Origin of the sequence: Nitrosospira multiformis (assembly GCF_900103165.1) — a bacterium.
GTDB classification, from domain to species: domain Bacteria; phylum Pseudomonadota; class Gammaproteobacteria; order Burkholderiales; family Nitrosomonadaceae; genus Nitrosospira; species Nitrosospira multiformis_D.
In genome coordinates this window covers 2711464-2733953 of sequence record NZ_FNKY01000001.1, presented here as the reverse complement: position 1 = coordinate 2733953, position 22490 = coordinate 2711464, and the positions used below count along the sequence as shown (strand labels likewise).

General features: G+C 53.2%; 18 protein-coding genes. 14 read left to right on the top strand and 4 right to left on the bottom strand.

The features are described 5' to 3' along the window. Window positions 1–211: 211 nt before the first annotated feature. Window positions 212–1039, bottom strand: a complete 828-nt coding sequence (locus tag BLR00_RS12345; RefSeq protein WP_256324204.1) for a DUF5996 family protein — start codon at window positions 1037–1039, stop codon at window positions 212–214. A 327-nt stretch (window positions 1040–1366) separates the two neighbouring features. Here BLR00_RS12345 and tadA point away from each other — a divergent pair, with 327 nt between their 5' ends. The 6 genes from tadA (at window position 1367) to BLR00_RS12315 (ending at window position 7549) form a co-directional block, all read left to right on the top strand. Continuing rightward, a complete protein-coding gene (tadA, locus tag BLR00_RS12340) occupies window positions 1367–1861 on the top strand; it encodes a tRNA adenosine(34) deaminase TadA (RefSeq protein ID WP_074633070.1) in 495 nt (164 codons plus the stop codon). Next, window positions 1861–2340 (top strand): L,D-transpeptidase, encoded by a 480-nt coding sequence (locus BLR00_RS12335; protein WP_074633068.1) that lies wholly within the window; start codon window positions 1861–1863, stop codon window positions 2338–2340. The genes tadA and BLR00_RS12335 overlap by 1 nt, the downstream gene beginning before the upstream one ends. Window positions 2341–3037: 697 nt before the next feature. Then, entirely contained in the window at window positions 3038–4717 is a 1680-nt protein-coding gene (locus BLR00_RS12330; protein WP_074633065.1) for a CTP synthase, read from the top strand. A gap of 308 nt (window positions 4718–5025) precedes the next feature. Beyond that, complete coding sequence (gene eno, locus BLR00_RS12325; protein WP_074633062.1) at window positions 5026–6309, top strand: phosphopyruvate hydratase; 1284 nt, start codon at window positions 5026–5028, stop codon at window positions 6307–6309. A 170-nt stretch (window positions 6310–6479) separates the two neighbouring features. Next, window positions 6480–6791, top strand: a complete 312-nt coding sequence (gene ftsB / locus BLR00_RS12320; protein WP_074633059.1) for a cell division protein FtsB — start codon at window positions 6480–6482, stop codon at window positions 6789–6791. A gap of 371 nt (window positions 6792–7162) precedes the next feature. Continuing rightward, complete coding sequence (locus BLR00_RS12315; RefSeq protein WP_074633057.1) at window positions 7163–7549, top strand: LapA family protein; 387 nt, start codon at window positions 7163–7165, stop codon at window positions 7547–7549. 156 nt (window positions 7550–7705) lie between these two features. Here BLR00_RS12315 and BLR00_RS12310 read toward each other — a convergent pair whose 3' ends face one another. After that, on the bottom strand, window positions 7706–8257 hold the full coding sequence (locus BLR00_RS12310) for a YaeQ family protein (RefSeq protein ID WP_074633054.1): 552 nt from the start codon (window positions 8255–8257) through the stop codon (window positions 7706–7708). 509 nt (window positions 8258–8766) lie between these two features. Here BLR00_RS12310 and nikR point away from each other — a divergent pair. The 3 genes from nikR to BLR00_RS12295 all read left to right on the top strand — a co-directional run bounded on the left by nikR (window position 8767) and on the right by BLR00_RS12295 (window position 14295). Beyond that, window positions 8767–9228 (top strand): nickel-responsive transcriptional regulator NikR, encoded by a 462-nt coding sequence (nikR, locus tag BLR00_RS12305; RefSeq protein WP_074633052.1) that lies wholly within the window; start codon window positions 8767–8769, stop codon window positions 9226–9228. A 689-nt stretch (window positions 9229–9917) separates the two neighbouring features. Next, window positions 9918–13100, top strand: coding sequence for an efflux RND transporter permease subunit (locus BLR00_RS12300; protein WP_074633049.1), 3183 nt, complete (start codon window positions 9918–9920; stop codon window positions 13098–13100). Beyond that, window positions 13090–14295 (top strand): efflux RND transporter periplasmic adaptor subunit, encoded by a 1206-nt coding sequence (locus tag BLR00_RS12295; RefSeq protein WP_074633047.1) that lies wholly within the window; start codon window positions 13090–13092, stop codon window positions 14293–14295. Before BLR00_RS12300 ends, BLR00_RS12295 begins: the two co-directional genes overlap by 11 nt. A 66-nt stretch (window positions 14296–14361) precedes the next feature. Here BLR00_RS12295 and BLR00_RS12290 read toward each other — a convergent pair whose 3' ends face one another. Next, window positions 14362–14997: a response regulator gene (locus BLR00_RS12290; protein ID WP_074633044.1), complete on the bottom strand. Its 636-nt coding sequence runs from the start codon at window positions 14995–14997 to the stop codon at window positions 14362–14364. Window positions 14998–15153: 156 nt separating this feature from the next. Then, a complete protein-coding gene (locus BLR00_RS12285; RefSeq protein ID WP_074633042.1) occupies window positions 15154–17124 on the bottom strand; it encodes an ATP-binding protein in 1971 nt (656 codons plus the stop codon). Window positions 17125–17599: 475 nt separating this feature from the next. Here BLR00_RS12285 and BLR00_RS12280 point away from each other — a divergent pair, with 475 nt between their 5' ends. The 5 genes from BLR00_RS12280 to ureC all read left to right on the top strand — a co-directional run bounded on the left by BLR00_RS12280 (window position 17600) and on the right by ureC (window position 22487). Continuing rightward, window positions 17600–18997, top strand: a complete 1398-nt coding sequence (locus BLR00_RS12280; RefSeq protein WP_074633039.1) for a hypothetical protein — start codon at window positions 17600–17602, stop codon at window positions 18995–18997. A gap of 45 nt (window positions 18998–19042) precedes the next feature. After that, window positions 19043–19984 carry an urease accessory protein UreD gene (locus tag BLR00_RS12275; protein WP_081346756.1) on the top strand — a complete coding sequence of 314 codons (942 nt, stop codon included), beginning with the start codon at window positions 19043–19045 and terminating at the stop codon, window positions 19982–19984. A gap of 116 nt (window positions 19985–20100) precedes the next feature. Next, complete coding sequence (locus BLR00_RS12270; RefSeq protein WP_074633037.1) at window positions 20101–20403, top strand: urease subunit gamma; 303 nt, start codon at window positions 20101–20103, stop codon at window positions 20401–20403. Between the two features lie 17 nt (window positions 20404–20420). After that, complete coding sequence (locus BLR00_RS12265) at window positions 20421–20744, top strand: urease subunit beta (RefSeq protein ID WP_074633034.1); 324 nt, start codon at window positions 20421–20423, stop codon at window positions 20742–20744. A 36-nt stretch (window positions 20745–20780) separates the two neighbouring features. Further along, window positions 20781–22487, top strand: a complete 1707-nt coding sequence (gene ureC / locus BLR00_RS12260) for an urease subunit alpha (RefSeq protein WP_074633032.1) — start codon at window positions 20781–20783, stop codon at window positions 22485–22487. Window positions 22488–22490 lie beyond the last annotated feature (3 nt).

The following is a 22490-nucleotide window of genomic DNA, read 5'->3' as shown; positions in this document are numbered from 1 at the left end:
CAGATTGGTTGGACAGATTTGACAGTTAAGAGGTATGTGCACCCGGATGCCAGGCGCGACAACAATCAGGCATGAAACGTTTGCAAGAATTCGCATGCGGCACAATGCCGTTGTACTTATTAGCGATCTGCATTTTATGCGTTTTGCTTGCATTGCCTCGCGCGCCGCTGATTTTATCCAGGGAGAGATCGTCCCTATGGATCGTCCCTTGTTATGTTTGGGTAATTTTTCGTTCCAGCGCGGGACGATCCCAATTCGCCAGCGTAGCGGCAGCGTCGTAAGTAGTCTGGAGAAACAGGAGGAGCGTTTGCGCTGGATTTTCAGCTGTTCGTACAGCTTCGTACGGAAGAATAAAAAAACGGAGCTGGTCATGGAAATAGGCCGCCGCTGGTTGAACGGGATATTTATCGAAACCGGCGGGAAAGGGATAAGCATAAGCGTAGAAAGCAGCCTCGCCTAAACCCATCCCGGGCCAAAATCCCGCGCTCGACACTTCATGCGAATACGCATCTTGCGTTACCCGGATAGCGACGTTGGGCGCGCCCCCGGGATGCTTCGGCGCGGTTCGCCCGGAAAACCGGGTGACAGCCAGATCAATTCCTCCCCAGAAGAATTGCACCGGGCTCACCTTGCCGATGAAGCGGGCGCGGAAATCCTTAAAGATACAATCGGCATGCACGAGCACATGCCAGAAGCGAGCAACGGTATCTCCATCGTAGCTTGCATGCTGATCATCCTGCTCAAATGGGATTGCCACTTCGACCTCAACCGGCCGGGCGAGGATCTTGACTTCGATCCCCAGTTCGCTGAGTGTCTGCATCGTCTTGCGGTAGAAACTGGCGACCGACATAGGCTCGAGAGCAAATGCCTGATCGGCGCCTGATGAGGTAGTGATCCGCAGCACGTGGGCGATAAAATCGAAGTCGATCGCAAACGTAAGCGTCCCGTAGGGGATGGGCGAGGTGGTAAGGCCGCGCGTGGTGACATAGAACGTTGACCCCCAGCAGTGGTTGATGTCTGGCGAAAGCGCTAACCAGATTTTACCGATGACTTATGTCCACATGTGGAAGGTGGTGCAGGTGTCCTGCCAATCCTCCAGCAGGGGCAGCTTGGGCCAAGCGCTGCGGGCGTCAACCGCATAACGGGTTGTCATGGTCATTTTTCTCCGGTTGCCTTCGCGTAGTGCGGATATCGCATGTACCGTCGTTACTCCATTTAAGATTCCGGCTCCTAAATGATATAACCTCCATTATTATTTTTAGGCTACATTGTTATAAGTAGCAAAGCACGTAATAAAATCGCGCTGGACCTACACACCTGCTACGGGTACAAACCCCAATAATGAGTATTTCATCGTGATCGATACATGAACCAATGCCAACCATCGGATATTGACTTCATGCGTTCGGCCCTCGAACTTGCGAAACAGGCGCAAGACGCGGGCGAGGTGCCAGTGGGCGCCGTGGTGGTGAAGAATGGGACAATTATTGGGCGTGGTTACAATCGTCCCATTACAACAGCCGATCCGACCGCCCATGCGGAGGTGATGGCGATGCGCGATGCGGCCCAGTATCTGGGTAATTACCGATTAGCGGATTGCACGCTTTACGTGACGCTGGAACCCTGCGTCATGTGCGTGGGAGCGATTTTTCATGCGCGCATCGCGCGGTTGGTCTATGGTGCGGCGGACCCGAAAACGGGTGCATGCGGGAGCGTCATCGATTTACCGGCGGAGAGTCGGCTTAATCATCATATGCAGGTGACCGGCAATGTGCTGGCGGAAGAGGGGGGCGACAGATTGAAACAGTTTTTCGCGGAACGGCGCAAGGTAGCGGCAAATGGCGGCGATACAGGGCGCTGATGAGAATCATCATCAATATTCCCTCTCAGGAACTGTATCTATATGACGATAACGAGAATATTGTCCGGCACTACCGTATTTCCTCAGCAAAAAATGGTGTAGGACAGGTAAACGGCAGCTTCTGCACGCCCTTGGGAAAACACATCGTTCGCGCTAAGATCGGCGCGGGTCAGCCGGTCAATACCGTGTTCGTCAGGCGCCGGCCCACGGGTGAAATTTACACGCCGGAACTGGGCGCCAGCTTTCCGGGCCGTGACTGGATTTTAACGCGCATTCTGTGGCTTTCCGGCTGTGAGCCGGGTTTCAACCGCCTGGGGCCAGTGGATACCATGCGCCGTTATATCTATATCCATGGCAGCCCGGATAGCGTGGAAATGGGCAAGCCCGGCTCCATCGGCTGCATCCGCATGCGCAACCAGGATTTGCTGGAATTGTTCGATCTGGTGAGCGCCAGAACCGAAGTCGATATTAAGGCCTGATCGCTATGGCTGCCGCGAAATCCGAAATCTTGAGAGGCTTGAGACATGAACAGAGCGCCCAATCTATAAGGGTGATCGCGAGCCAAAGAATTTCACCATAATTAGGGCCTGTTAACACTTATTTCGCACCCGCGTTTTTTGTGTAGCAACCCGAAGGGACTGGACGGATTTCATCCAGCCCTTCGTTACTCGCCGCTTACGGAGGCCTGCTCCGCCGCGCGGCTCATGCCTCGTGCTGGATGAAATCCGTCGCCGTCGCGGGTGCAAAATAAGTGTTAACAGGCCCTAAAGCACATGTAATCCAGGATATTGATGGGTTACGCTATCTCCACTCATCCTGCCTACCTGGCCGACTAGCACGGGTCTTGGCAATATTGTCTATATAGCCAAATGTTTCCGCATCATCCCCTCTGTTTGAGCGCACGGGTTTTGTCGCGGTGATCTCGGCGTCCAGCCGGAAAAACGATAGCGATGAACAAAATCCTGCTATCCCATCATTCCCTCACTATCATTTTTACCCAAAACAGCCGGCAAACCTTTCACTCGCCAATGTACTTTCTGTAATAAATGACGGGTATAAAGGATAGGTTTAAGTAACGAACAGGCGTCGTCGGACGATTTTTTCGTGAGTGAGAAACCCGCTTTACTATTCCGGTTGATTTGTTCGGGCAGGCCTTTTCGGGTATCATTAGCAGCCATGACAAAGTATGTATTTGTAACCGGTGGCGTAGTGTCTTCTCTCGGGAAAGGTATCGCGGGCGCCTCTCTTGCCGCTATCCTCGAAACCCGGGGCATCAAGGTTACTCTGCTCAAGCTGGACCCTTATATCAACGTGGACCCCGGCACCATGAGCCCATTTCAGCATGGTGAGGTATTTGTCACCGAGGATGGAGCGGAAACCGATCTCGACCTGGGACACTATGAGCGCTTTATCAGCGCCAGGATGAGCCGGCGCAACAATTTCACGACCGGCCAGATTTATGAAAGCGTAATCAAGAAAGAGCGGCGCGGCGATTATCTCGGCGGCACCGTGCAGGTCATTCCGCACATCACGGATGAGATCAAGCTGCATATCAGGGCCGGCGCGGGAGATGCGCAGGTGGCCATCGTCGAGATCGGCGGCACGGTCGGTGATATCGAATCGCTACCCTTCCTGGAAGCCATCCGGCAGATGGCGGTGCAACTTCCCCGGGAAGATACCTGTTTCATCCACCTTACATTGCTGCCCTACATCAGTTCGGCGGGAGAGCTAAAAACCAAGCCGACCCAGCATTCGGTGAAGGAATTGCGCGAGATCGGTATCCAGCCGGATGTGCTTCTGTGCCGTGCCGACCGTGAATTACCGCCGGATGAGCGCCGGAAAATCGCGTTGTTCACCAATGTGCGGGAAGAAGCGGTGATTTCAGCGGTGGATGCGAACAGTATTTACAAAATTCCCACGCTGCTGCATGAGCAGATGCTGGATGAAATCGTTTGCCACAAGCTGAGTATTCTCGCAAAAGCGGCTGATTTGAGTGTCTGGAAGAAACTGGTGCATGCGCTGGAACATCCGGAACGCACGATAGAGATCGCGCTGGTAGGAAAATATGTGGATTTGACCGAGTCGTATAAATCCCTCTCGGAAGCTTTGATTCATGCCGGGATTCATACCCGCAGCAAAATCAATATTCACTATACGGATTCCGAGAATATCGAGAAACGAGGAATTGATTGCCTCGCCGGTATGGATGCGATACTGGTTCCCGGTGGATTCGGCAAACGCGGGGTGGAGGGCAAGATCATGGCCATCCGTTACGCGCGTGAAAACCGTATCCCTTATCTCGGCATCTGCCTGGGCATGCAACTGGCGGTGATCGAATACGCCCGCGACAAGGCCGGCATGGAAGGCGCGCACAGTACCGAATTTAATCCGGATACTTGCTATCCGGTCATTGCCCTGACCACTGAATGGCATACCCGGGAGGGACAGTTGGAAGTTCGTGATGCTAAGTCGGATCTTGGCGGCAGCATGCGGCTCGGCGGACAGGAATGCTTGCTGATAGACGGGTCGCTGGTACGGAAAATTTATGGAGCGGATAAAATCGTAGAACGCCATCGCCATCGTTATGAAGTCAACAATGAATACATTCCCCGGTTGGAGCAGGCGGGGCTGCGCATAAGTGGTGTGTCGGCGGGAGAAGCCTTATGCGAGATGGTCGAGTTGCCGCAAACCGAGCATCCCTGGTTCGTCGCCTGTCAGTTCCATCCTGAATTTACCTCCGCGCCCAAATCGGGCCATCCATTGTTCACGGCATTTATCAAAGCAGCCATTGATTTTGCTGAGAAGCGTGTTACATCCGAGGCGATAGCTTCCGGTAAATTGAAGAACATCGCTTAAGCGCTTTTAAGCGCTAAATAGTTTCTTAATAAAATTTATATATTGTTTATGAGCCACTCCCGGTTTGGTGCCCACGCAGGATGGGTAAACATGGCCGTAACCCATCAAACCCCGCGCTCCCCTACCGATTGGCCACCTTGTATGTTTTATTCCGTTGAAACCAGTTTGCCCTCAAGGTTTGAGCTGGAGAGGTAAGGTAAGCGACGGCGGTGAGGGGTGAAACAGGCTGAATGATGGGTTGTGCTTCGCTCCACCCATCCTACGGAAAACTTAATAAAATTTAGATAAATGACCCAGGGAAAAATAGTATGAGTGCAATTGTAGATGTCATCGCGCGCGAAATTCTTGATTCACGCGGCAACCCCACTGTTGAGGCGGATGTATTGCTCGAATCCGGCGTACTGGGGCGGGCGGCCGTGCCTTCCGGCGCGTCTGTTGGTACTAGGGAAGCGGTTGAATTGCGCGACGGGGATGCGCAGCGCTATTTTGGCAAAGGCGTATTGAAAGCCGTGGAAAACGTCAATACCGAGATTGCCGAAGCTATCATGGGGTTGGATGCCATGGAGCAGACTTTTATCGACCGGACGCTGATTGATCTCGATGGCAGCAGCAATAAATCAAGACTCGGTGCCAACGCGGTTCTTGCGGTTTCGCTGGCGGTGGCGAAAGCGGCAGCGGAGGAATCGGGTTTGCCTTTATATCGCTATCTGGGGGGTGCCGGGTCGATGTCCATGCCCGTACCCATGATGAATATCATCAATGGCGGTGCTCACGCCAATAACAGGCTCGATATGCAGGAGTTTGTGATTATTCCGCTGGGGGCGCAAAGTTTTCGCGAAGCGCTGCGTTGCGGCGCCGAAATATTTCATACGTTGAAGGGGTTGCTGGACGGCAGGGGGATTAACACGGCAGTGGGCGACGAAGGCGGATTCGCTCCAAGCCTGGCTAATAACGAGGCAGCATTGCAGTTGATCGTGGAGGCCATCGAGAAGGCGGGTTATTTGCCTGGCCCGGATGTCGCCATCGGGCTGGATTGCGCCAGCTCGGAGTTCTTCCGTGACGGGAAATACCATTTGACATCGGACGGATTGAGCCTGAGTTCCGGACAATTTGTCGATTATCTCGCCACCTGGGTCGACAAGTATCCGATCATCAGCATCGAGGACGGCATGAGCGAGCATGACTGGGATGGCTGGAAACTGCTCACCAGCCGGCTTGGAAAATCGGTGCAACTGGTCGGTGACGACATTTTCGTGACCAATAGCGGTATCCTCAAAGAAGGCATCGCGCAAGGCATAGCAAATTCCATCCTTATCAAAGTCAACCAGATCGGCACGCTTACCGAAACTTTTGCCGCCATAGAGACCGCCAAGCGCGCGGGTTATACCTCGGTGATTTCGCACCGTTCCGGCGAAACCGAAGATACCACCATCGCTGATATTGCCGTCGCCACCAACGCACTGCAAATCAAGACCGGTTCGTTGTCCCGCTCTGATCGCCTGGCCAAATACAACCAGTTGCTGCGCATCGAGGAAGATCTGGGAGACGCAGCAAGCTACCCTGGACGGGGTGCCTATTACCAGTTGCGATAAGGGTACTCCCATCACTTCATAAGCTCTGCGCCAATTCCTTAAAGAAGAAGGGGGGGCGTTTGAAAGTGGCGTGTATGCAAGCAAGTAGGGCGAGCCCTCAATGAAAGCGGGGCAGCCAGGCAGGGATTGCCCACGTAAATGGTGATCTGCGGGATATTCAAGTGAAAGTAATGCTGAGTCTTATACTCATTGCTCTGATTGCCCTGCTGCAGTATCCGCTATGGCTGGGCAAGGGGAGCTGGTTGAAAGTATGGGAATTCGATCAGCAAGTGTTGGCACAACATGAAATCAACCAGAAGCTGCAAATCCGGAATACCACCCTGGACGCGGAAGTGCGCGATCTCAAGCAAGGTTCCGATGCCATTGAAGAGCGTGCCCGCAGCGAACTGGGCATGATCAGGAAGGATGAAATCTTTTTCCACCTGCTGGAAGATAAAAAAAATACTTCGCAAGCGAGCCAGGTTGAAGAAGGAAAACCGTGAAGCGGTAACAAGAAGTAAAATACACCGATTTTCACAGGGTAAAAACGGTACAACGGTACAGATGTCCTATCAGCGGAAGCCGGTATCCAGTGGTTTCCAAAGCATTTCATTGCCGGTTTAAATCGAATTTTCCCAGTTGCATCCGAACGACCCAATTCATCGTATTTTCTCCTCCGCCTCAAGTCCTGTCCTCCTCCCAGCCGTTTTTTGGCTTCGATCTTCAAGCCTGCCGACTGATTGCCAGCATGGAAGAGTCATCGTATTCTTGCTATTCTTGCTTCATGGACAATCTGCCCTATATTCTTTTCACCAGGAAAGCCGGGATAGCTGAAGCCCGTCCAGTGATGCCAATCAAATAGCGGAATAAAACCATGCATCTGCTTCTAATAGTGGGTATCGTCCTCGCCATAGGCGTTGTGGGGTTCTCTTTACAGAACAACGTGCCGGTAACGGTATCCGTTGCCTTGTGGAGTTTTGAGGGCTCCCTGGCTCTGGTGCTGCTGCTTGCAATGGGCCTGGGGGTACTTATTGCCGGGTTGTTGTCCTCGCCGAGTATGATAAAAAGCCGGTGGACGCGTTCGCGGCTTCGGAGTCAGGTTTCGCGCCTGGAACAAGACAAAATAGCGCTGGAGCGGCGTATTGTTGAACTGGAAGCTGAACTTGAGAGACTGGCGCCAAGACCGGTTCAGGAGGAGCCACAACGTTTCCCCGGATTAAGGGCTTTGTTTATAGAAGGCCCTGGAAAATCTAAAGAATGAATGAGTTTATTACATGGGAATAATCGCTCCGCGGTTCCCATGAGAGTGGGCCGCTTTGGGCCGGTGCTGTGAGCGTGGTGCGAGACCTAAGGGTGAAGGGCGCAAAATTGCCCGGATGTGGCGGAAAGACGCACGGATGACTAAGGGTAGTCCATTTCAGGCCGGTAGCGGGCTCTTTAGTGTTACCAGTTCAATCAGTACTGACTCAGTCCCATCGGCAAGCCAAATTTGCTCATCCTGAATAGTACAGTTCAAGCACATGCTGCGTTGTGCCCGTTTTGCAATGGCGCGACTGGCTTCCAAAGGCAGATTGGTCACCGTCAGGTTCTTGATCTGTTCGAGTTTGCCGCGGCATTGACTCCACCACATATCGGCGACACGCCCGCCATAAGTGTAAACGAAGACCCGGCCGGCGCGGCCGCAGGCTTTGCGGATCAGTTTTTCATCCGGGAGACCTACATCTATCCAGAACTCGATAGCGCCCGTTAAATCTTTTTGCCAGAGATCGGGTTCATCATGGGTACTCAGTCCGTTGCCAAACGATAATGCTTCATGGGCGTGGAGCGCGAAGGCCAGTAATCGCACCATCATGCGTTCATCGGTTTCCGATGGATGGCGGGCGAGAGTGAGCGCATGATCCCGATAATAATTGCGGTCCAGATCCGCGATTTGCAGATCGGCTTTAAAAATGGTTGCTCCAAGCGCCATATAGAATGTACGTTGTTATGGGGCGGTTGACTATCCGACGCCTTACCAGCAGGCAATCAAGCCTTGTGCGTCAAGTGCCGCGGCTCAACAAGTTTTTGTTATGCCTGGTAAAAGGATACTTCACATAAACGGAAACAAGCTCATGAGGACGATGTCAGCTGTTGACATGCCCTGAGGTGTTAACAGGATCGATTATCCCATAAGCCGGCCTACTGTCCGGTAGCGTTCATGAGAGTCAATCGTCATGTCTGTGCACAAGCTTTCGATTGTCAACGGGTAATTCCCATAATAAGACTGTGGACATCGCCGGCTAATCCAATGGTACTGGTGTAGGGAATCCCTGACAAGGGGCTCATTTATCTTACAACATGTTCCAGCTCATCCTTACAGACATCTCGGCTGTGTGTGGTATTTTTATTTACCTGCAGTGTTGTCACATTAATGACGAAATGAATCCCCATAAATAAAAGAAATTATTGCAGGAACAAATAATCTGGGAGAAAGTAAATATGGAACGTCTAACTATATCGCTTAATGATCAGCTTGCCGAGCAGTTCGATGTTGTTATGCATAATCGCGGCTATTTCAATCGCTCGGAAGCCGTCCGTGACCTGATACGAGATTTGCTCGACACCGTCCACTCGGAGGAACATGTGGAAGGTCACTGTATTGCCACACTCAGTTATATATACAGTCATCACGAAAGTGAGCTGGCCAGCTCGCTTACCGCGGTGCAACACGACCATCATGATTTAACACTATCTACTATGCATGTACATATGGATCATGATAACTGCCTGGAAGTGGCCGTCCTGAGCGGGACTATCAAGAATGTGAAAAAATTTGCCAATCATATTATCGCTACACGCGGGGTCCGGCATGGCAAACTGCATCTCCTGCCAGTCGATATCATGCAAAAACAATGTATTCCTGAATCCTTACCGCATGCTCATAGTGTCGCGCTTGCATGATTATGAAGCCGGCCATATGGGCGCGCCCACAAGCACCTAATATTGGCCGGATTGCGGATAACAGCAGATCGATGGGACTGTTCTTGGTGAGGTAGGCGGATGCACCTGCACGTATTGTCCTGATGGCGTATTCATCCTCATGATACGTGCTTAACATCAGTATTTGATGCTTCGCATCATCGTTCATTATTTGTTTTTAGTACTTCCAGACCATTCATGCCGGCATGCTGATATCCAGTAATGCCCCGTCCCATCCGCCATGGCGCATTTTTTTTAAGGCATCAAGCCCGTCTGTCGCCTCCGCCAACGACGACGATACCGGTTGTTTCGCCAAGAATCCGTTTCAGCCCATCCCGAAAAAGCCTATGTTCATTAGGTAGAAAGACTATTATTATCACGCCCAGTACTCCACTGAGGACGCCTTTTCTTCTCGCAGGAGGAAAATGGCTCCTCTGGGGCGCCGTGTGGCAGGCAACCCCGGACTATACCGATTGGCAGCCACTGCCCGGTGGATATCCCAATCTCGACAAATCGAGTCAGGTCTTGTCAGACGTCTGAATATTCCACTAGTTACAGTTCTTGGAAACCTGGATCTCGACAAGGTATGGATTCAGGCGATGACATCCATTACTCTGGGAGGCCTGATGACACATTTTTAACGCAACGCACTAATTTTCTCACTATTTCTTATGATTGAGATCGTTCGCGTTGCCCTGCGGCGACCGTATACATTTGTTGTATTAGCACTTCTGCTCCTCATCATCGGTCCGCTTGCAGCGCTTCGCACGCCCACCGATATCTTCCCGGATATTCGCATTCCGGTGATTGCGGTTGTCTGGCAATATACCGGGCTGCCGCCGGATGAAATGGCGGGACGAATTACAACCCTGTTCCAGCGCTCGTTGACAACGACCGTCAACGACATCGAGCACATCGAAGCGAATTCGTACGCGGGCTCCGGAATCATCAAGGTTTTTTTTCAGCCGGGCGTTGACATAGCGGTTGCAAACGCGCAAGTCACGGCAATTTCGCAGACCGTTGTAAGGCAAATGCCGCTGGGTACGACGCCTCCGCTGATTCTCAACTACAACGCGTCGACGGTGCCGATTCTTCAGCTCGCACTTTCCGGCAAGGGCATGTCCGAGCAAACCCTGGCTGATCTCGCGCTCAACTCGGTCCGTACGCAGTTGATTACCGTGGCGGGTGCAGCGATTCCTTTTCCGTATGGCGGCAAGACGCGCCAGATACAGATCGACCTCGATCCGGCAGCACTGCGGGCGCGCGGATTAACTGCGCAGGATGTCGGCAATGCACTTGCCGCACAGAACCTGATCACGCCGATTGGCACGCAGAAGATAGACGCATTTGAATACACGCTGCAGTTGAACAGTGCCGCGTCCGTAATCCAAGACCTCGGTGACCTGCCGATCAAGGTGGTTAGTGGCTCAACGATATATATCCGGGATGTAGCACAGATACGCGATGGTAATGCGCCGCAGACCAACATTGTACATGTTGACGGTACACGCTCCGTGGTGATGACGGTACTGAAGAATGGCGTGACTTCAACGCTCGCCATCGTCGCTGGTATCCGGTCGAAACTGGCCCAGATCAAACCAGCGTTACCGGACAATCTCCAGGTTGTACCCATCAACGACCAGGCCTTGTTCGTGCGTGCAGCAATCAAGGGTGTCGCATTGGAAGGCGCTATTGCCGCGGTGCTGACAAGTATCATGATATTGTTATTTCTTGGCAGCTGGCGCTCTACCGTAATTGTCGCGGTGTCGATCCCGCTGTCTATCCTCGGTGCGATCATCTGCCTGGCGGCACTTGGCGAAACCCTCAATATCATGACTCTTGGGGGGCTTGCGCTAGCCGTTGGCATCCTTGTCGATGACGCTACGGTGACCATAGAGAGCATCAACCTGCATTTAGAAGAGGGGAAGGATGTTGAGACCGCCATCATGGACGGCGCCACGCAGATCGCAACTCCGGCGTTCGTCTCGTTGCTATGCATTTGCGTCGTTTTCATACCCATGTTCTTTCTGGAAGGTGTTGCGCGCTTCCTTTTTGTACCCATGGCAGTGGCAGTGATGTTATCGATAGCATGGTCTTTCCTCCTTTCGCGTACTCTGGTGCCGACCATGGCGAAATATCTGCTCCATCCGCACGCGCATCACGACGAGCAGGAACAGTCGCCGCGCAATTCGCTGGTGCTTTTTCAACGTCGCTTCGAAGCAAGTTTCGAGCACGGCCGTACTCGCTACCGTGAATACCTGACCCTCGCAATGGCGCACCGCCGCATATTCGTCATTTGCTTTCTCGCATTCGTGCTCGCCTCATTTTTATTGTTACCATTTCTCGGCCGTAATTTCTTCCCAGCGGTCGATAGCGGCCAGATCCTGATGCACGCACGTACTCAGGTCGGTACACGGGTGGAAGAAACAGCGAATCAGTTCGCCGAAATCCAGAAAGCAATTCGCAAAATCATTCCACCGCATGAAATTGAAGTAATAGTCGACAATATAGGTCTACCGCCCAGCAGCATCAACCTGAGCTACAACAACACGGGAGTTATGGGTACGCAGGATGGCGACATTCAGGTCGCGCTGAAGCAAGGCCACCAGCCCACTGGCGGCTATGTGCGCAGGTTGCGTGAAGAGCTCCCGCGCCAGTTTCCCGGGGTCACATTTTCGTTCCCGCCAGCCGATATCGTCAGCCAAATCCTGAATTTCGGTTCGCCAGCGCCAATCGAGCTGCAGATCCGCGGCAACGATCTGGATGCGAGCTTTGATTATGCCAACTCGCTGCTGCCGCAAATACGCGCGATCACCGGCATCGCCGACGTGCGTATCCAGCAGTCGCGAAGGAGACCGGTCTTTGATATTGACGTCGACCGTACGCGCGCGCAACAGGTCGGTATTACCATGCGCGACATTACCACCAGCCTGGTTGCCAACCTTGCTGGCAGCAGCCAGGTAGCTCCAACCTTCTGGTTGAATCCGCGGAATGGCGTGCAATATCCAATCGTAATACAGACACCGCAATACCGCCTGGATACACTTGCCGCGCTTGCCAATTTGCCGGTCGGCGGCAGCGATGGCAACTCTCAGGTGCTCGGCGCTCTCGCCGACTTCACGCGTACCAGCAGCAATGCGTTGGTCAGCCAGTACGACCTCCTGCCAATGGTGCAAATCCATGCAACCACGCAAGAGCGTGATCTCGGAGCAGTAGCCGTCGACCTGCGCCGCATTCTCACCGATACCGCGAGTAAAGTGCCAAAAGGATCGACTGTCTCATTGCTCGGCCAGGTACGCACGATGGAGAGCGCATTTTCGGGCTTGTTGTTCGGACTACTTGGCGCAATTGTGCTTATCTACCTATTGATTGTCGTAAACTTTCAATCCTGGACCGACCCGTTCGTCATCATTACCGCATTACCGGCGGCGCTTGCCGGCATCGTCTGGATGTTGTTCGTGACACACACACCAATCTCGGTGCCGGCACTAACCGGCGCTATCATGTGCATGGGGGTCGCAACCGCGAATAGCGTACTTATGATCAGCTTTGCGCGCGAACGTCTTGATGCGATCGGCGACGCGACCGCCGCCGCACTCGATGCCGGATTCGTGCGTTCGCGGCCGGTTTTGATGACAGCTCTGGCGATGATCATCGGCATGGTGCCGATGGCGCTGGGCCTCGGTGAAGGCGGCGAGCAGAACGCACCGCTCGGCCGCGCGGTCATCGGCGGCCTGGTCTTCGCAACAGTCACAACACTGATATTTGTCCCGATTGTTTTCAGTATCGTGCACGGCAGGCCCGGCAAAAAGCCAGCCCCGGATTCCGTTGCCGGAGAAATCCATGCCGCCTGACACTTCAGCTCCTGATGTGGCGCTGCGCAAACTGCGCCTCGTAGGTATTGTTGCCGCGGTCATCGTTTTAATCATCGTCATCACCGGTCTTACTTTGCGAGCCTTTGATCACGAGCGAATGCGCGAGTGGACCAATGAGCAGGCTATCCCGTCCGTAACTATTCTCAAACCCGGCAAGCAGGGCGATACCCCAACTCTTGAGCTACCCGGCCGACTGGAAGCCTATTCGCGTGCATTGCTATATGCTCGTGTCAGCGGTTATCTGAAAAGCTGGAAAGTCGATATTGGTGCTCCAGTCAAAGCGGGTCAATTACTCGCCGAAATCGAGACTCCGGACCTTGACCAGCAACTGTTGCAGGGGAAGGCCGATCTTGCCAGCACACGGGCGAACGCTTCGCTTGCTGAAGTCACCGCCAAACGCTGGCAGCTGCTGGTGGATTCGAATTATGTGTCGAAACAGGCAGCCGATGAGAAGATTGGCGACTTCATGGCGAAGAAAGCATTGGCAGACTCTGCACAGGCGAATCTCGATCGTTTGCAAGCGCAGAAAAATTTTACCCGCATCGTTGCACCGTTCGATGGCCTCGTCACCGCGCGGGGAACTGACATCGGCGCGTTGATCAATGCCGGCGACGGCGTGGGGCAGGAACTCTTCGAAGTATCCAAGACGAGCACGTTGCGCGCCTACGTCAACGTGCCGCAGACCTACGTACCCAGCATCCCGCCGGGGACCAAGGTGAGAATCACGGTGCCGGAGCGCCCGGGCAAGATTTATGCTGCAGCTGTTGCCTCGTCGGCGCAGGCGGTCAATATCGCGTCAGGCACAACATTGATGCAGATTCTGGTCGATAACGCGGACGGAGAGCTGATGCCCGGTGCATTCGCCAACGTAAGTTTCGATCTGCCTCGCAATATTGTCGTGCTGAGCGTGCCGGCGAGTGCACTGATGTTCGACAAAGCAGGTCTCCGCATTGCCACGGTTGGGCCTGGCAGCAAGGTTATACTGAAGACGGTCACGATCATGCGCGATCTGGGCAAGGTCATCGAATTAAGCTCGGGTCTTGCCGCCGATGATCGCATCATTGAAAATCCGCCCGATGGTATTGCTGAGGGTGATCTCGTGCGCATCGCCGACATCGTTAAAAAGGAGGGTAGCGAGGAGGGTGCATCCGGCAGTAGCAAAGGCCTCTACTGAGATTTAGGAACTCATATATAGTGGTATAGTGGTCAGGAAAGATCAACATGGGTTGGCATAAACCGGCTACTCCATTAATTTGTGTTCGGTTACGTAGCGGACTAATTGAGCATTGTTCTGCATATTCATTTTTTCCAGAATACGGGTACGATAAGTACTCACGGTTTTGGCACTTAATGCCAACTTTTGCGAGATTTCCGTTAAGGGTATTCCAACGGCGATAAGCTTGAGGACATCGAGTTCCCGATCGGAAAGTATGGAATGTGGCGGTATTGAAGCTGCTGGACCGAGGTCGAACAGTAATTTCTCCGCCAATTCCGGATCTATATATTTTCCTCCGTTTGCCAAGCGCCGGATAACAGAAATCAGCAGATCGATTGGACTGTTCTTGGTGAGATAAGCGGATGCGCCTGCGCGTATTGTCCTGATAGCATATTCATCCTCATGATACGTACTTAGCATCAGCACCTGATGTTTTGCATCATCGGTCATTATCCGTTTTAGTACTTCCAGCCCATTCATGCCCGGCATGCTGACATCCAGTAATGCCACGTCCCATCCGCCATGGCGCATTTTCTTTAAGGCTTCGAGTCCGTCGGTTGCCTCGCCGACGACGACGATATCCGATGTTTCAGCAAGAATCCGTTTCAATCCGTCCCGGAAAAGCCTATGGTCATCAGCCAGAAAGACTCTAATTATCATGCCTGTTACTCCATCGGGGACAAGTTGACGCGAGGGGACTCTGGTCGATTTGCCAATGCCGGGTAAAATATATCCAATAGAATGTCAAGAATGTGCCGTCAGATTAGAAGGTTGCTTGTTCGGCTTGATTCGTCAGGCCGGGCGGCCAGCATGAGATCATTCACGAAACCCCTTTGCATCTTTCACCGGCAGGCGTACCTTGACCACGGTTCCTTGCTGCGGCATGCTGGAAATATCGATACGGCCCCCCAGCACCGCTGCCCGCTCGCGCATTCCAACCAGGCCAAATGATTTTTTCCCTACAACGCCTGTCGCATCAAACCCCTTGCCGTTGTCGCGCACCTCAATCAGGAGGTCACCCGCCTCCTGCGACAAGATGATCTCGACATGGCTTGCCGCGGCATGACGGGTCACATTGGTCAGGGATTCCTGCACAATCCTGAATATCGCCACGGTCTGATCTTCATCCAGCTCAACGGGTTCCTTCATCAGTCGCAGTACGCAGCTTACGCCGCTATGTTTCCTGTACTCATCGGTCAATTTTTTGAGAGCCGAGATGATGCCCAACTCCAGTGAAGCCGGGCGCAGATGCTCGGCCACGTTGCGCACGCTCTGATCCGCTTTGTCCACCAGCTCCGACATGTTGCGCCTGACGATTTCCACCCTTTTTCTATTGTCTTCCACACCCTTTAGCAGCGAGATTTCCAGGTGCAATGCCGCCAGGAGCTGGCCCAGCTCATCGTGAATCTCGCGGGCAATGTATTTACGGTCTTCTTCCCGCATCCGCTCCACGTGCGCCGCAAATTCCCGTATCGCGGCATCGCGCACCCGCAGCTCCCGTTCCACCAGGATGCGTGCCTCCGCCTGCTTGCGTTCCAGCCATTTCCCCAGATCGTCCCCGATGACGTCGATCAGATTCTGCTCATCGGGCAGCAGGAAAGGCCGGTCCTCGCGGTAGAATACGATTATCCAGCCGTATGCCTTGCCGTATACCATGATCTGTTTTTGTAACCGGCGCGCATGATCCTGGTCATACTGGTTGGAGACAAACTGCTTGCCGTCGAGCTCGATTCTGATGCTGGAGATATGCGGAAACCGCATCGCCGCGATCAGGTGCACAAAAATGGTGCCGCAAACTTCCTCCAGCGACCCGGCCTCCATGCCGCGCCGGATTGAATAGAAACAGTTGAGCTCCTTCAGCCGCTCGTGTAATGACTCTTTGACCTGCTTGAGTTTGATGATTTCATGCTCAATAGCTTCCGCCATGGTATTGAAATCGGAACCGAGCTCGGCGATTTCGTTGTGCGTGGAGATGTCGCAGCGGGTAGAGTAGCTGCCCTGTGCGATGCTGCTCGCCTGCCGGCTGAGATAATTGAGCGGGTGCAGGATATTGCGGCGCATGTAGGCAGTAGCCACAGCCACGACGAGCAATCCGCTGCAAAGCATTCCTAGTATCAGCAAGATCTGCTGCTGGAACTTTGACTGCAGATTCTTCATCGTGGTTTGGGTGCGATGATCCAGTTCCCGCATGAACTGACTGATGGGCGCCATGATCCTGGCTTTCTCGGCGGTATAGCGTTCGCCAAACAGCAGGTCGATGGCAAAATCGCGGTCAGGCGTGTGCGACCGGGTGAAATTTCCGTGCCCATCGTCGTACAAGCCTTTGATGGCAGCGAAGGCCTGTTTTTCCAGATTGACCAGATTGTCGGAATTCCTTTGCGATTGCCGCAGCAGGTCGAGTTCGTGTTCGCTGAATCCTTCACGCTGCATCAGCTCCATTAAGGAGACGGCACTATCTCGCGTGGGCGAGGGCATATTGTTTACATCCCAGTAGGTGATCGGATAATCCCGAGGGCGGGGCAGTTTGCCGTTCCGGATGTCGAGAATTTCGAAAAAGAATCGTTCATAGATTGGGTCGCCGGTGGTGACGTAGCTGCGAGCCATCTTGGTGAGATCCTCGGAACTCCGGAATAACTCATTTGCGAGCTGCAGGGATTTGTATTGCTGGCGCTCGGCGGCGGTGATCTCATCCAACGTGCCCAGCACCTGGGAGGAAAGAAAGATCAGCAGGCTGAGTCCCAGTACGGTGACGATAAGGCAAAAATTGATAAAAACACCAATTCGCATGTATTTCCTTTGAATCTGGTTGGTGCAGGCCACTCGGGCCCGTAAGGCTATTTTCTAATCGCACTCTGATCGCGTCACTCATGATGGAGTGCGAATTCATTCCGTATATATGCCGCCAAAGGCAAACCACGTCACATCCTATTGACAAACTCCAGCCCACGGCGGAATCTTACGGATTCTACGAGAGTTTCCTATTGGACAGAAGTACGGTTCCATGGGAGATTAATAGATATGTTTTTAATCATAGGGTTAAAAAATTAATCTCCTTAACCGGGTCTGTTAGGAGATATTTTTCGTTTGACTTTTCAGAACCAGCGCGACTGTCAAGTTTCATCCGCATCCTATCTGTAATACATTTAAGAACAGTTCTCCTACACAAAATTTATAATTTGTGGGTATTTAGTAATGACTTATGGAAATAAACAATGCATGATCCAAAACGTCAGGTTAATAAATATAAAGGAAATTTTCAGAGATGAAATATTTTGAAAAAATAATACATAAAATGATAGGCCATGAAACAGCATTGGTCGAAAATGCTTCACAAAGAAATGATCTTGGGAAACAAAGAGAGAATTTCTTTGTCCAGGCAATGTTGCTGGCGGTATTGATAGTCGGTTATTTGTTTTTGTCGCCTTCAGCGAGTGCAACAGAGATTCAGCCCATGACAAGCGCAACGGAGGTGAAGCCTGCAGCGGGTCCAACGGATTTCAAGCTTCCGAGCGGGCCGAAATGGGCGCTTGACGAGACCCGATGGTTTACTGCAGGCATTGGTTTCCGCGGTTCGGGCATATGGGCCCAAAACAAGGCGACCGACAGTTACAATGATTCTTTCAGCATTGACAATGCTCGGGTGTATTTAAACGGGCAGGTTCATAAATATCTCAAATTCGAAGTCAACACGGAATGTTTTTTCTGTAACAACACCAGTTCGGCGGATAACCCCAAGATGTCCTATAACATTCTGGACGCTATCGGGAAAGTCGAGATCAACCGGTATGTGAACATCTGGGGCGGACGCATGCTGGTGCCGACGGAGCGGGGCGAATTGAGCGGTCCTTTTTTCCAGGCGACGCATGACGCCTTCAAGACACCGTTTTTTCCTCAAGACTTCAGCGTTAAATTCGGCAGCAACGGCGCAGGGCGTTACGGCCGTGACGACGGCGGCACCTTCTGGGGCAGCGTCGAACCGGGCTTCATCAAGGGTACGCTGGGCTATGCGGTGGGCGTATACCGGGGGTTGCAGTCATCCAACACAATTGGACCCAACCAGGGAAATGACGTGTCGTGGGCGGGACGTTTCACCTACAATTTTCTGAATCCTGAAAAGAATCCGGGTTATTACACCAGCAGTACCTATTTTGGCAAGGCGGGCGACATCCTGGCGCTGGCGTTCGGGGCAAATTACCAGAAGAATGGCGCGGGATCATTTGCCAATCGCAGTGACTTCCTTGGTTTGGTTGGCGATCTTCTGTTCGAGAAAGTCTTGCCGAGGAACCTGGGGGTAACCACGTTAAACGCGGAATACAAGCAGTTCTACGCTAATTATAATTCTCAGGCTTTTGCCGATCCGGGTTGTTTTTGCGTATTCGATGGAAAATCCTGGACGGTTACCGGGCTTTATCTGATACCGGTCAAGGTGGGTATCGGCAAATTCCAGCCGTATGGCAGATTCACCAGTATCCAACCGAATCATAGCAGTAACCGTGAAGAGATCGAGGGGGGCGTGAATTACATCATTGATGGCTTCAATGCGCGTATCTCGGCGTATTACCAGCATGGCGACCTCTTCACCAAAGGCTTGAATTATGCACCCGGGGTGATAGGCGACAAGGTGGATGTCTTCAAACTATCTTTCCAGTTGCAGATGTAAACGCCTAATACTTCATCAAAACCATAAAATGATCGATAACAAGACATGCATTTAATACCTAACGCGGAAGAATCCATCATCAGACGGGACCCTGCCGCTTCAGTTCATCACCTGTATCCCACGCAAGATTCGCCGGACGTGAAGCTGGATTCAGGCTATACGCCTCTGCAGGCACGGTTGTCGCTGGGTTTCCGCAAGGAAGAAGGCGCCACCCGTTTAGTGGAACGGGAACATTTCGGTCCGCTGCTGGTGCAAAAACCACTCTATCCCGAAGGGCGGGAGGTTTGCCAGGTTGTCATCGTACATCCGCCGGGCGGTGTCGTGGGCGGCGATCAGTTGGAGATTTCCGCTCGCGTCGGCGCAACAGCCAGCACCCAGGTCACCACCCCGGGTGCGGCCAAATGGTACAAGGCTAATGGTCATGTCTCGCACCAGGCTATAAGACTCGATGTCGGTGTAAAAGGCGTGCTCGAATGGGTGCCGCAGGAAACCATTTTTTTCGATAATGTGGATGTGAAGCTTGAGCATCGCGTCGTGATGGAAAAAGAGGCAAGCTATATCGGTTGCGAAATTCTTTGTTTTGGCCGTACGGCCTCAGGAGAATCATTCACCAGCGGCCGGATCAGGCAGCGCACCCGCATTCAATACGAAGGCAAATTGATCTGGTTCGAGCAACTCCGGTTGGCAGGCGGCAGTGCAGGCATGAAGAGTCCTTTGCTACTCGGAGGAAACACTATCTGTGCCACCCTGATCGCGGTGGGAAAGGCCGTGTCCCCCACCGTGCTGGCGGCTGCGCGCGAAGAGGCGGGAGAAATCGCAAAAGGGGCCGGCCATCTCGGTATCTCGCAGCTGAAACCAGTGATAACGGCGCGTTATCTAGGAAACTCGAGCGAGACGGCACGACAGGTAATGCTGCATATCTGGGGTCTGCTCCGCCCGGCTATGCTTGGCCGTGAGGCAATGGTTCCGCGTATGTGGAAAACGTGATGTCTTTTCAGTGAAACGGCATGTTTTTGGTATCCGATAAGAGAAGCATCAGGTGGTAGCGGTGTTAAAAGAAGTAGAAGAAGTAAAACAATTGTTAATTTAACGAGGAGGAAGCAATGGACCTTACACCAAGAGAGAAAGACAAGCTGCAGATATTTACTGCCGGATTAGTTGCGGAACGGCGCAAGGCACGGGGCCTGAAGCTCAATTATCCGGAGGCGGTTGCGCTGATCACCTGTGCGGTGATGGAGGGGGCGCGAGACGGGCATTCCGTGGCGGCGCTGATGGCGGAAGGCACGCGCGTGCTGAAGCGAGGCGAGGTGATGGAAGGGGTTCCCGAAATGATCCCGGATATCCAGGTTGAGGCGACCTTTCCGGACGGCACCAAGCTGGTGACGGTTCACAACCCCATTCCCTAAAAAATCAGGAGATCATGATGGCAAGATTACCCCTAATTCCGGGAGAAATATTTACCCAGCCCGGTGACATCCAACTGAATGTTGGCAGAAAGACCAAATCGTTGAAGGTTTCCAATGGCGGCGACCGGCCCATACAAATCGGTTCACACTTTCATTTTTACGAGGTCAATTCCGCGATGAACTTTGAGCGGGAGGAGGCCTACGGCATGCGCCTGAATATCATGGCGGGTACGGCTGTGCGTTTTGAGCCAGGCCAGGAGCGCACCATCGAGCTGGTCGAGCTGGGCGGGGACCGGGCGGTATACGGATTTAACCAGAAAGTGATGGGCAAGCTGAAATAGCGCCACGCCCGCCAATAACCTACAGAGGAGTAAAAAATGACTTTTAAAATATCCCGCCACGCCTATGTCGAGATGATGGGCCCCACGACAGGGGATCGCGTTCGCCTGGCCGACACGGAACTTTTCATTGAAATCGAGAAGGACTTCACCACCTATGGCGAAGAGGTGAAATTCGGCGGCGGCAAGGTGATACGCGACGGCATGGGCCAATCGCAGCGCAACCACGCCGACGTAATGGATACGGTGATTACCAATGCAGTCATTATTGACCATTGGGGCATCGTCAAGGCTGACATAGGCCTGAAAGGCGGCAAGATTGGAGCAATCGGCAAGGCGGGCAATCCGGACATTCAGCCCGACGTCACCATGGCGATCGGTGCTGCCACGGAAATCATTGCCGGCGAGGGTTTGATTGTCACAGCCGGCGGCATCGACAGCCACATTCACTTCATCTGTCCGCAGCAGGCCGAAGACGCGATGATGAACGGCATCACCACCATGCTGGGCGGCGGTACTGGTCCGGCAGTGGGCACGGCGGCCACTACCTGTACGCCGGGTCCGTGGCACATTCACTCCATGCTGCAGGCATCCGACGGCCTAGTCATGAACACCGGCTTTTTCGGCAAGGGCAACGTCAGCCTGCCCACGCCGAATGAAGAACAGATTCTGGCCGGTGCATGCGGGCTCAAGCTGCACGAGGACTGGGGCACGACCTATGCGGCGATCGACAACTGCCTGAACGTTGCGGATAAATACGACATTCAGGTCGCTATCCATACGGACACCATCAACGAAGGCGGTTACCTGGAGAACACGGTTGCTGCATTCAAGGACCGGACCATACACACGTTCCATACCGAAGGCGCCGGCGGCGGTCACGCACCGGACATCATCGCGGTCGTAGGCCTGGACAACGTTTTGCCGTCATCCACCAACCCGACCCGGCCCTATACCGTCAATACGCTGGATGAGCACCTTGACATGCTGATGGTATGCCATCACCTGCATGCGAATATCGCCGAGGATCTTGCCTTCGCCGAATCGCGCATTCGCAAGGAAACGATTGCGGCCGAGGATATCCTGCATGACATGGGCGCGATTTCGATGATGTCGTCGGATTCCCAGGCAATGGGGCGCATTGGCGAAGTGGTAACGCGCACCTGGCAGACCGCGCATAAGATGAAGACGCAGCGCGGCTCGTTGCAGGAAGACAACTCGAAGAACGACAACTTCCGGGTCAAGCGCTACATTGCGAAATACACCATCAACCCGGCCATCACGCACGGCGTTGCGCACGCGATTGGTTCGGTTGAAGTGGGCAAGTACGCGGATCTGGTTCTATGGCGGCCCGCGTTCTTTGGCGTCAAGCCTTCCATGATCCTGAAAGGCGGCATGATTGCGGCGTCGCTGATGGGCGATCCGAATGCTTCGATTCCCACTCCCCAGCCCGTGCACTACCGCTACATGTTTGGCGGATACGGCGGGGGCATCAAGACATCGTGCTTCACCTTCACATCGCAAGCGGCCCTTGATAAAGGTCTTGTCGACACCCTGAAACTGGACAAGAACCTGATTGCCGTCAAGAACACGCGGAATCTGCGCAAGAAGGACATGATTCACAATGGCGCGACCCCCAAGATGGAAGTTGATCCGGAGACCTACGAAGTAAGGGCGGATGGTCAACTTCTGACCTGCGGGCCGGAAGATGTTCTGCCGATGGCGCAACGCTACTTTCTGTTTTAACAG

Bases quoted from the DNA above. Each gene is read 5' to 3' on its own strand.
- ureC (WP_074633032.1), top strand. From the start codon at position 20,781: ATGACTTTTAAAATATCCCGCCACGCCTATGTCGAGATGATGGGCCCC.
- ftsB (WP_074633059.1), top strand. From the start codon at position 6,480: ATGCTGAGTCTTATACTCATTGCTCTGATTGCCCTGCTGCAGTATCCG.
- BLR00_RS12290 (WP_074633044.1), bottom strand. From the start codon at position 14,997: ATGATAATTAGAGTCTTTCTGGCTGATGACCATAGGCTTTTCCGGGAC.
- BLR00_RS12335 (WP_074633068.1), top strand. From the start codon at position 1,861: ATGAGAATCATCATCAATATTCCCTCTCAGGAACTGTATCTATATGAC.
- BLR00_RS12315 (WP_074633057.1), top strand. From the start codon at position 7,163: ATGCATCTGCTTCTAATAGTGGGTATCGTCCTCGCCATAGGCGTTGTG.
- BLR00_RS12285 (WP_074633042.1), bottom strand. From the start codon at position 17,124: ATGCGAATTGGTGTTTTTATCAATTTTTGCCTTATCGTCACCGTACTG.
- BLR00_RS12300 (WP_074633049.1), top strand. From the start codon at position 9,918: ATGATTGAGATCGTTCGCGTTGCCCTGCGGCGACCGTATACATTTGTT.
- BLR00_RS12265 (WP_074633034.1), top strand. From the start codon at position 20,421: ATGGCAAGATTACCCCTAATTCCGGGAGAAATATTTACCCAGCCCGGT.
- BLR00_RS12310 (WP_074633054.1), bottom strand. From the start codon at position 8,257: ATGGCGCTTGGAGCAACCATTTTTAAAGCCGATCTGCAAATCGCGGAT.
- BLR00_RS12330 (WP_074633065.1), top strand. From the start codon at position 3,038: ATGACAAAGTATGTATTTGTAACCGGTGGCGTAGTGTCTTCTCTCGGG.
- BLR00_RS12280 (WP_074633039.1), top strand. From the start codon at position 17,600: ATGAAATATTTTGAAAAAATAATACATAAAATGATAGGCCATGAAACA.
- BLR00_RS12295 (WP_074633047.1), top strand. From the start codon at position 13,090: ATGCCGCCTGACACTTCAGCTCCTGATGTGGCGCTGCGCAAACTGCGC.
- BLR00_RS12275 (WP_081346756.1), top strand. From the start codon at position 19,043: ATGCATTTAATACCTAACGCGGAAGAATCCATCATCAGACGGGACCCT.
- eno (WP_074633062.1), top strand. From the start codon at position 5,026: ATGAGTGCAATTGTAGATGTCATCGCGCGCGAAATTCTTGATTCACGC.
- BLR00_RS12270 (WP_074633037.1), top strand. From the start codon at position 20,101: ATGGACCTTACACCAAGAGAGAAAGACAAGCTGCAGATATTTACTGCC.
- nikR (WP_074633052.1), top strand. From the start codon at position 8,767: ATGGAACGTCTAACTATATCGCTTAATGATCAGCTTGCCGAGCAGTTC.
- tadA (WP_074633070.1), top strand. From the start codon at position 1,367: ATGAACCAATGCCAACCATCGGATATTGACTTCATGCGTTCGGCCCTC.